Origin of the sequence: Flavobacterium araucananum, from assembly GCF_002222055.1 — a bacterium.
GTDB lineage: Bacteria > Bacteroidota > Bacteroidia > Flavobacteriales > Flavobacteriaceae > Flavobacterium > Flavobacterium araucananum.
The window spans coordinates 1-10,570 of sequence record NZ_MUGS01000089.1 but is presented as its reverse complement, the minus strand read 5'-3'; the positions used below and the strand labels follow the sequence as shown (position 1 = coordinate 10,570).

At 35.0% G+C, this 10,570-nt stretch carries 5 protein-coding genes and 1 pseudogene; all 6 read right to left on the bottom strand.

All coding sequences use genetic code 11. The features are described from left to right. Positions 1 to 601: pseudogene (locus B0A64_RS24065) on the bottom strand (glycoside hydrolase family 92 protein); the annotation flags it as partial. A gap of 176 nt (positions 602 to 777) precedes the next feature. Continuing rightward, the gene (locus B0A64_RS24060; protein ID WP_089481996.1) at positions 778 to 2,766 is read right to left on the bottom strand and encodes a beta-mannosidase; all 1,989 of its coding nucleotides are present in this window, start codon (positions 2,764 to 2,766) and stop codon (positions 778 to 780) included. Positions 2,767 to 3,215: 449 nt separating this feature from the next. Then, positions 3,216 to 4,733 (bottom strand): SusD/RagB family nutrient-binding outer membrane lipoprotein, encoded by a 1,518-nt coding sequence (locus B0A64_RS24055; RefSeq protein ID WP_089481995.1) that lies wholly within the window; start codon positions 4,731 to 4,733, stop codon positions 3,216 to 3,218. A gap of 16 nt (positions 4,734 to 4,749) precedes the next feature. Next, positions 4,750 to 7,839 (bottom strand): SusC/RagA family TonB-linked outer membrane protein, encoded by a 3,090-nt coding sequence (locus B0A64_RS24050; protein ID WP_244285483.1) that lies wholly within the window; start codon positions 7,837 to 7,839, stop codon positions 4,750 to 4,752. A gap of 303 nt (positions 7,840 to 8,142) precedes the next feature. Further along, complete coding sequence (locus B0A64_RS24045) at positions 8,143 to 9,153, bottom strand: LacI family DNA-binding transcriptional regulator (protein WP_089481994.1); 1,011 nt, start codon at positions 9,151 to 9,153, stop codon at positions 8,143 to 8,145. A gap of 399 nt (positions 9,154 to 9,552) precedes the next feature. Beyond that, complete coding sequence (locus tag B0A64_RS24040) at positions 9,553 to 10,521, bottom strand: type I phosphomannose isomerase catalytic subunit (protein ID WP_089481997.1); 969 nt, start codon at positions 10,519 to 10,521, stop codon at positions 9,553 to 9,555. Between the last annotated feature and the right edge of the window lie 49 nt (positions 10,522 to 10,570).

The window sequence follows — 10,570 nt, the reverse complement described above, 5'->3', positions numbered from 1 at the left end:
TTTCGTTTAGTTTTTTTATGAAAGTTTTTACCGGTTTATCCCAGCCAATTCCGTCTGCAAGATCTAGTAAAACGTGATTATCTGTAGTGGCATTAAACGTGTATTTATGAAAACCTACTCTCTCGCTGGCCGTTAACTCGGCTTTGATTTTGTATTTATCTAATAAAACGCTGTAATATCCGGCTTTGCTTACTTCATTTTTATGAGAGAAATAAGAACCGTAACCGGTTGTCATATCTTCCTTGGTTCCTTTGGTAAGTGGTACTTTTCCGGATACGGGCAACAACAGAATATCGTTTAAATCTCCAATTCCGGTTCCGCTTAAATGCGTGTGCGTGAATCCTAGAATTGTGTTACTGGCATAGTTGTATCCGCTGCACCAATCCCAGCCTTCAAAAACATTTACGGGACCTAATTGTACGGCTCCAAAAGGAACATTCGCCCCCACAAAAACGTGTCCGTGTCCGGCCGAACCTATATACGGATTTACATATTGTGTGTAATCTAAATTGGTTTGTTTTGCTTTCTTTTCCTGCGAAATTGCCGGTAAATTAACCAGCATAATTATAGAGAAAACAATGTGTTTGTATTTTGTAATCATTTTATTGTTTTTTATTTGAGTTGTGTGTTTAGCCACGGATGACACGGGTTAAACTGATTTACACAGATATTTTTTAATTTTGAATATAAAAATTTAACCGCAAAGGTCGCAAAGTAGACGCACTGCTGTGCGCNNACCTTTGTCCCTTTGCACCTCAGAACCTTAGTACCTTTTTTTTAGTACCTCCTTAAAACATCATATAGAGAATAAACTCTAACTTCCGGTTTTGTCATTTTTCCTTCAAACGTAATTGTTTTTTCTTCTCCTTCTTTTAAACTGAAGTAATTATCGCTCCATTTTCCGGTATATCCTTTTATAGAAACATTGACATACTTTGCTTCTTTTAAGGCTTTCAGCGTTAATTTGTTTCCTTTTATTATCCAGGTAATTTTTGGATCCTCCAATTTTAAATTTATGGGGCGTGTAAGATCTATTTCAGGAGTTTTATCATCCCGATAGGCTTCTTTCATCGCATACCAGGCCGCTTTTGGCTGACGGTCATAATAATCGGTAACGCTCCAACTTGCTACCGGCCAACAATCGTTAAGCTGCCAAACCAAAGTTCCCATATTATAAGGTGCTTTTGAACGGTGGATTCCTATAATATTTTTAAGAGAATAATATTGTAAACATTGTGTGAGGTAGGTATAATCCTCGACATTCATTTTCTTTATTTTGGTCGAATCAATAAAATAACGATTCAGATACGAATCTAATTTCAGGAATCCTTTTCCGGCTTTTTGATGTGCCTGCAATATGTCCGAATATAAATAGCGGTCTTCAGCTTTCGTGAATTTTTCGATAGACGAATAATTTGGCATTGCCTGCATTCCGTATTCGCTCACAAAACGTCCCGTTTTATTTTGTACGGCTTCAACATCTTCCAATCCCCACCAGGTTCCCCAATAATGGCTGTCACCTTCGGTAATACTGGCGTTTCTCGACCAATGAAACAATGGCGACGAACTTATATAGGGGCGTTTATTATCGACTTCTTTTACCCATTTTGGAATGCTGTCCTGAAACAAACGAACGTAATCTTTCCATAAACGAATTGAATCTTGTTTTGGCATTTTCATGCTTTTTTGCCATCCCCAATCTTTAAAAGCTTCATCGATTTCATTATTACCACACCACAAAACAATGCTTTTATGATGGCGTAAACGCTTTACCTGATACTGAACTTCTTTTTTTACATTATCGAAAAAAGCATCATCCCCGGGAACCATTGTTCCGGCAAACATAAAATCCTGCCAGACGTAGATTCCGTTTTTATCGCATAAATCATAGAAATAATCATCTTCATAAATTCCTCCGCCCCAAACACGAAGCATATTCATATTGGCATCTTTTACCATACCAATTACTTTTTCGTATTCTTTTTTGGTTACTCTGGATAAAAATGCATCTGACGGAATATAATTGGCACCTTTCATATAAACCGGCTTTCCATCTATTCTAAAGTAAAATGTTTTACCCAGATTATCGGGTTGTTGCACCAATTCTATCTTGCGATCTAAAACATAAGGTTTTTCGGGAGCTTTCTCGTCGTAGGCTTCTAATCTTGGTGTTTTCCAGATTCCGCAAGTAGTAAATTTTGGTCCCCAATCCCATCCAAAATGGTATTGCGCTTTACGTACATAAGCACGTGGATTGTCCGGAATTACAAAGGGTAAATCTTTCTTGGCAAGCGAATCAACGACATTTTGTGCCGATTTAAAAACGATAATTAAATCATTATTTCCTGATTTAATTAGTTTCTTGACATCTACACGCCATTGACGAAACATATTATTGGCTTTTAAAACCAATTGATTATTGAGGTAAACGGTTGCATAGGTATCTAGTCCGTCAAAAACCAGTTCTGTATTTTTCTTTTTTAAGAGCTCCGGACTTACCTTAAAAGTGGTTTTATATTCCCAATCTTTCTTTTCGATCCATTCCAGTTTTTTTTCATTGTCTCTGTAAAATGGGTCCGGGATTACTTTGTTGTTCAGCAAATCTGTATGAATTTCTCCGGGAACTGTGGCGGGATTCCATTTTTCTGTTTTTGTTTCCCGATATTGCCACCCCGTTTTCAGATCTATATTTTGGGCATTTACTGCTAAGGACAAATTTGCAAGACAAATACCTACAAACCAATAAAAGCTTTTTTTATACTCCATTTTAATGAATTCTAATTTATTATGTATTGGCAATTTAATTGTTGGCAGTTTGAGAAGGATTATTGGTTGTAGCAATTATCCTTCTCTTTAGGTTTTATATCAGAATAAAAGTAACTAACAAAATATCCAGAAATCATTTCCCTTTTTACGGCTGCCAAGTTTAATTTTTTATTTTAGATTGGTAATTTTANNGTAATTTTAGATTTCTGATTGTGGTCTTCTAAATCTTAAAAAAGTATCTATCATTCACTTTATGTTCTTTGGATAATAATCCCATCTTTTTCAGCAGAAGCAACTTGTCTTTGCAAAAAAAAAGGTTTCAAAACTTTTGAACGGGTTTCTGATATAACTCCTCTAATTTAATGAAAATCTTACTAGAAATAAAAATAAGCCGGGAGGTACAGGTATTCCTACCCGGCTTAATTCAACTAACTCTAACCAAATTTAAACTATTGCTTGTCCCACCAAATTCTGGTTGTCATTAAATCCAACCCCTGGCGTGCTATTGCTTCTTTATAATTTGCAGCGTTTGTAATTAACTCTGACTGATCATAAATTAATCTTCTTGGTACTGTTCCTTTTGTTTCTCCCGCAGGACTATTTACAGGAACTATTGCAGGGTATCCTGTTCTTCTGTACTCTGAGAATGCTTCGAAACCGTTGAACAACAATACAATCCATTTTTGAGTGATAATTTGTTCGATTTTTTCAGCATCTGTTCCAGCCATTTTAAAAGGATGCGCTGCAATATAAGTGTTGTACTCAGCGATTGAAACTGCCGGTACTTTGTCTCCAAAAATTGTTAATACCTGCATGGCTCCTTTTACTCCGTTTTCGTAAAAAGTTTGTGCATTTCCGCCTACATTCCAGCCTTTTACAGCCGCTTCTGCTAGTATAAATTGTACCTCAGCATAGGACATGATTAAAGTTGGCGCATCTAAACGCAATACTGTTGATGTATTAGGATCAGAGAAAAGTTTTTTATCTCCGCCCGGAAATTCTATTGCATCATTTGCAAGACCTTGTTGGCTTGCCGGAGAGTTATCTCCTGTTGCTTCTAGTTTTGCGTAAATTCTTAAACGAGGATCGTTATTGTTTTTCAATAAATCGATAAATGTTTTACTGAATTTTACGTTTGAGTCTCCTCCATTCAGGTCGTTTCTAACCCAAGATGATGTTATTGGGTTTGTTTTAACTCCTTGTGGACCTGCATCATGTTTTAAAACCAAACTATCATCGTTTGAAGCAAAAACTCCTTTTGTAACTGCTTTTTCAACATATTGTTTTGCTTTTGCAGGATTTACTTTAGACAAACGCATTGCTACTCTTAACATCAACGAATTGGCCAATTTTTTCCATTTGGCTACATCACTTTGGTAGTATAAATCGGCGCTGCCAGCAAATGCTTTATTAGCATCTAAAGCATCACCTGCTTCGTCTAATTCTTTTAAAAGGTCATTGTAGATAACTTCTTGTGTGTCATATTTTGGGGCAAAAACATTTCCGTTATATCCTTTTCCTGCTTCCAGGTAAGGGATTTCACCATAAGTATCTGTCAATTTTTGAAACATGAATACTTTCATGATTCTGCAAGCCTGAATCATATTCGCATTTTCAGGCGTATCTTTTAAAACAGACATTAACTGAAAAATCTGATTCAATCCTTTACCGTATGATTCTCCAAAAAGTGATCCTGAATATTCAGACGAATAGGTGTATTTTGAACCTGGTCCTCCTAACGAAGAAAATTGTTGCACGATTTGAGCTGCGTAATAATTGTTTCCTCTGGTATTCGAAAAATCTTGTCCGTCGACATAAATCTCAGCAAGGGTAAACATTGATTTTACAGCTGGATCTGTCAAAGCATTTGGATTCGTATTCATATCCTCGAATCCTTTATCGCAGGATGATAATGTCATTGCACCAACAATAGCGATACCGAATATTTTTATAAATTTATTTTTCATCTTTCAATTTTTAATATTAAAATTTAACATTAAGCGTTATACCATAATTTCTTGTCAACGGCATAGAGGCTCTTTCCAGACCTTGTGCATTACTATTAGAATAGTTTGACTCTGGGTCGATGTTTGGCACTTTGTCATAAATTGTCCATAAATTATGAGCAGAAAATGCTAAGCTAATTGCTTGAAATGGTGTTTTTGAAAGATACGTTTTTGGGAAATTATAGCTAAAAGAAATCGCTCTTAACTTAACAAAATCAGCATCGTATACAAAGTTTGAGGTTACATCGCTATAACTTCTCCAGTAATCGTATGCAGAAAGTGTTGTGTTTACAGCATTTCCGTTAATATCTTTTCCGCTTACAGCCACTCCTCCTTCACGACCCGGAAGTGTTTGTTCTGATAATCCGTAACGAGTTCCTAATTGGTTTGTTGCAGAATAGATTTCTCCTCCAAATTTAGCATCTACAAAGATCGAAAGTGTGAAATTTTTATAAGAGAAATCATTTGAGAATCCCATTGAAGTTGGCGCTACACCTTGTCCGGCAATAATTAAGTTTCCTCTCAGGAATTTACCATTTGTATCCAAAACGATATTTCCTTGTGCATCTCTTAAATAATCATAAGCTTTGATAACTCCAAAAGGTTGTCCTTTTTCCAGCACTACAGATGCTCTTGCGTCTCTGTTTCCTTCTAATGATTTGGTTGTAATCTGATCTGATAAACTGATTACTTCACTATTATTATAAGCAAAGTTATATCCTATATTCCAGGAGAAGTTTGGTGTTTTGACTGCTTTTACGTTAATCGCAAACTCAATCCCTTTGTTCAGGATTTCTCCCACGTTGATTTTTGTAGTTCTGTAACCGGCAGCTTGCGAAATATCAGCATCAGCAATATCGTTTGTTGTTCTCTTTTGATAAAAAGTCAAATCTGTACTTACTCTGTTATTGAAGAATGTATTTTCGAAACCAAATTCGATAGTACTTACATTATATGGTTTCAAGAATTTATTTGGAACTGTTTCTCCATTAACACCCAAAATTGGTTGTCCTTGAGAATCTGTTTGTCCGTCTGGTGCTGTATAAGTCAAAGCCAACGCATAAGCCTCTGGCAAAGCTCCTCCTACGTTACCCCAACCGGCTCTTAATTTACCATAAGACATCCACTCTGGTAAACTGATTACTTCAGAGTAAATAAAACTTGAACTTACAGAGGGATAAAAAGTACTGTTGTTTGATGGATCTAAAGTAGAAAACCAATCTTCACGACCTGTTAAACTTACGTATAAGAAATCTTTGTATCCTAAATCTGCCGAATAGAAAAGTGAGTTTACTTCGCTTTCTGAAAACAATTTCTCTGTTTTATCCGGTTGTGTATTTCCGTAGAAGTATTTGAAAGGAACGATAAAATTGTTTCCTTTCATTTTAATACCGCTGTATCTGTTGTGTTGACGGTTTGCTCCAACGAAAGCATCTAATGAAAGATTTTTTGCAATGTCGCCTTTGTATCCTAAATAACCGGACGCATTATATTCTGAACGGCTTTCTACTCTGTTTTCATAAGATCCTCCTGGATTATAGTTAATTCCTGTAGGTTCAATCTCTGTATATTCGTAGTTAATATCATCAATACCAATTACTCCTTTTGCGTAAATTTTATCTGTAATGTTGTAATTTACTTTTGAAGAACCAATAAAACGCTTTCTAAGGTCATCATTAAGATCTTCTTGTGTTGCAAAATAGGGGTTTGTCTGATACGTGTTTGAACCAAAATAATCAGCTTCGCCTCCATTTTCATCATAACCATTATTGAGCCATCTAATATCTGATCCCGGGTTTAAAAAAGTAGTCGTATAAGAAGCATTTCTGGGAGAGTCATTCAAATAAGGTCTGTTATGACTTTTCTCTGTAACATATTGAGCATTGGTCTCTATGCTTACTTTTTTGTTTGGAGCTGAGTTTAAACTCAAAGACACGTTATTTCTTCCAAAGTTTGTTCCCGGCATGATCGATTCATCTTTTGTATTTCCAAAAGACAACCTAAAATTGGTAGTTTCATTTCCACCGGAAATTGCTAACGTATTACTGAAAGAATATCCTGTTCTGTAAAAATTTTCAACGTTATTTTTTCCGTATGACTGGTATGGTCGTGTTTGTCCATCAAGAGAAAGAGAAGGTGTTCCGTCGTATTTATCTCCCCAAGCTAATACATATTTTTCTCTTAAATCCTGCAAACTACTAAATCTTGTAGCCACACCATTTACAGGTTCTCCTGCTCCATACTGATCTTGCCAGTGCAAAAGGCTTACAGGTGTATTAAAAGTAGAATTTGTACTAAAATCTACTCCAATTCCGGTTCCGTTTTTACCTTTTTTAGTCGTAATCAAGATAACACCATTTGATCCTCTGTACCCATAAAGAGCAGAAGCGGCACTACCTTTTAGTACAGACATCGAAGCGATATCATCCGGGTTAAAAGAGGACATACCGTCTCCTTTATCAGCTCCTCCGTACATTCCTGCATTTCCTTGTTGACTGTTATCAATTGGGATACCATCTACAACATACAAAGGCTGGTTAAGACCTGAAGCCGAAGTGGCTCCACGAATAATAACACGACTTGAACCAGATGGTCCGGTAACGGGCGCAGAAACGTTAACTCCGGCAATTTTTCCCTGAAGGGCATTTCCTAAGTTAATTTCTTTGTTTTTCGTTAGATCGTCCCCTTTTATTTCTCCAACGGCGTATCCTAAACTTTTCTTTTGTTTCTTAACTCCAAATGAAGTGACTACAACATCTTTTAATTCTTGTGTGTTTTCGATCAATACAACCGAAACTCTGTTTTCATTTGCCTGAAGCACTACTAATTTTGATTCAAAACCAATAGAAGTTACATTTAAAGTAACTTTTCCTTCAGGAACATTCATCTTGAATCGACCTTCAGCATCTGTAACTGCGCTAAATGGTTTTCCCTGAACTTCAATCGATGCAGCAACAATTCCCTTGTTCTCTGCATCAGCCACTATGCCTGTTATCAATCGGTTTTGTGCAACAGCCCCCAAGCTGCTCAACAATACCATACCTAACACTGCCAATATTCGTTTCATAAGCATTTTTTTTTGGTTATTTGTTTTGATTTTGTTTTGTTTTAAATGTGATTGTTTTAAAAAATTAATAAAAAATTTGAACTCAATTTTAATAGGCACTCAAAGGTCTCCACCTTTTAATACTATGGTTTAATAGTCATGTATACATTCTCTTAATTTTAAGAAATCGATATCGCAAACGGATTAAAAAAATAACTGATTTTTCAGTTTAATTTATCTAAAACTTACTAAAACGATTTAGTAAAATAGGTAAAAAAAAACGCATGGTTTCTTTTCTTTTTTATTCTAAATATTGCTCTAAAATTAAACGGATTGTCTAACGATGAGCTTTGCTTTTTTAAGACTTTTTTCTACTTCAAATTTTCCCATATCTGTCATCTGACTCATCAATAACTGTATCGATTTTACCGCAATATCTTCAATAGGTTGTGCAATAACGGTAATTGCCGGTGTGTGCAACTTAAAACTGTCATGGTCATCAAAACTTATTACCGAAATATCTTCAGGAATCCTGATTTTCATTTCTTTAAAAGCCTGAAGTCCTGCAAGTCCCATATAATTGGTTAGAAACAATACAGCGTCAATACCCGGATTTTCTTCAAAAAAACTGACTATTGTTGCTATTCTGGTTTCTTCATTGCTGTAATAATCCATGTGTAACACGAGTGATTTATTATAAATCCCTGCTTCTTTTAAGGCATCTCTGCAACCATCTTCTCTTAATTTCATCTGAATCATTTCAGATTTATTATTGACTATGGCAACATTTTTACAGCCTTTTTCGATTATAAATTTTGTTGCTGTGTTTGATGCTTCATAATTATCCATTACGACATGACTTACTCGTTGTCCCGGAAAATATCTGTCTATTAATACAACTGGTTTTTTCAGTTTTAAAAGAAGGTCAATACTTTCTTCTAAATTTTCTGTTGGCGTGATGATAAAGCCGTCTACATTTGCCTGCAAAAGACTCTGTATCAACTCTTGAGAACGTTCATCGTCGCCACCTGTACTGCAATAAAAAACTCTGTAATCAATACTTTTAGCTTCATCTTCTATAACTCTGGCAAGATCTGCAAAGAACTGATTGGAAATATCTTCGACAATTAGACCTATAGATCTGGTTTTTCCTGTTCTAAGACTTGTTGCAATCATGCTTGGTCGATAATTAAGTTTTTCAGCAACTTGCTGTACTTTTTTAATTACCGCCGGGCTGATTCCCATTTTCTCGCCTTTATTATTAATGACAAAAGATACAGTAGATATAGACACTTGCGCCTCTGTGGCAATATCCTTAATAGTAATCTTTTTCATCTAATGAGTTAATTTTTTATTAAGCTGTTATTAATTATATCACAAATATATGCAAAAATAGTTACTAAAACGATTTTGTAATTATTTTTTTAAACAAATCATTTTTTTAGAGTTAATTATAAACATAATCATCAGTATTTGCGGGTAATTTGGCTATTAATCATTTTTCAACAACCTGAGCAGCACCTTTTTTTTTAATATGAATAATCTTTATTTAGCTTTTTTAACAGAATCGAAAAGTTCGTATTTTGTAATTTATTCAACTAAATAACATCATCAAAATATTCTTTTTAATACCTGCAAGGTTTTCAAAACCTTGCAGGTTGCTTTTGTAATTACCTCATTTATAAACACCTACAAGGTTTAAAAAAAAACTTGCAGGATATCTGAATCTTTAACTTAAGAAATAAACACTTCTAAAACAGATGCATAACCATCTATTATATAACCACTTATATCTGCAGGTAATAAAACGGTATCTCCTTTCTCATATTTATAAATTTCATTCTCATATCTAATTCCAAAAGAACCTTCAATACACATATAAACCGTAAAAGATTCTCCGTTTCTATTCACTTCAATTGTTCCGTCAAGCGGAATAAAATTCGTTGTAAAATAAGGACAATCAACCACAACATTTGATTGATTTTGAGTTGTTTCGTACTTTTTATGAGTATCTACTTTATTGTAATTAATAGCATCGAGGGCTAAATCTACATGTAGTTCTCTTTTATTGCCGTTAGCATCTACGCGATCAAAATCATACAAACGATAGGTGATATCTGATGTTTGCTGAATCTCTGCAACAACCAATCCTGCACCAATTGCGTGAACTGTACCGGTTTCTAAAAAGAAAACATCTCCTGCTTTGGCTTTTACATCATCGAGAATAGAAACTAATGTTTTATTGTTTAGATTTTCCAGATATTCTTCTTTGCTTGAATCTTCTTTAAAACCTACAATAATCCTTGCATCCTGATCTGCCTGCATAACATACCACATCTCTGTTTTACCAAAAGAGCTATGACGTTCTTTTGCCAATTTATCGTTAGGATGAACTTGTATCGACAAATCTTCGCGAGCATCCAGATATTTAAACAATAATGGGAATTGATTCCCAAATTGTTCGTAAACTTTTGTTCCTAAAATTTCATTTGGCGACTCCTTAATTAATTCGGTTAATAACTTGCCTTTTAATTCGCCATTAGCTACAACACTCACATCACCTTCTACGGTAGATAATTCCCAGCTTTCTCCGGTAATCGCAGATGTGATAGGTTTATTAAGAACTGTTTGTAATTTTTCGCCACCCCAAATTCTGTCTTTCAGGATTGGTTCAAATTGTAAAGGATAATTTTTTATGCTCATTTTTATGTTTTTTAAATTAATATCTCGTTTGTTTTTTTGCCACTCCCGA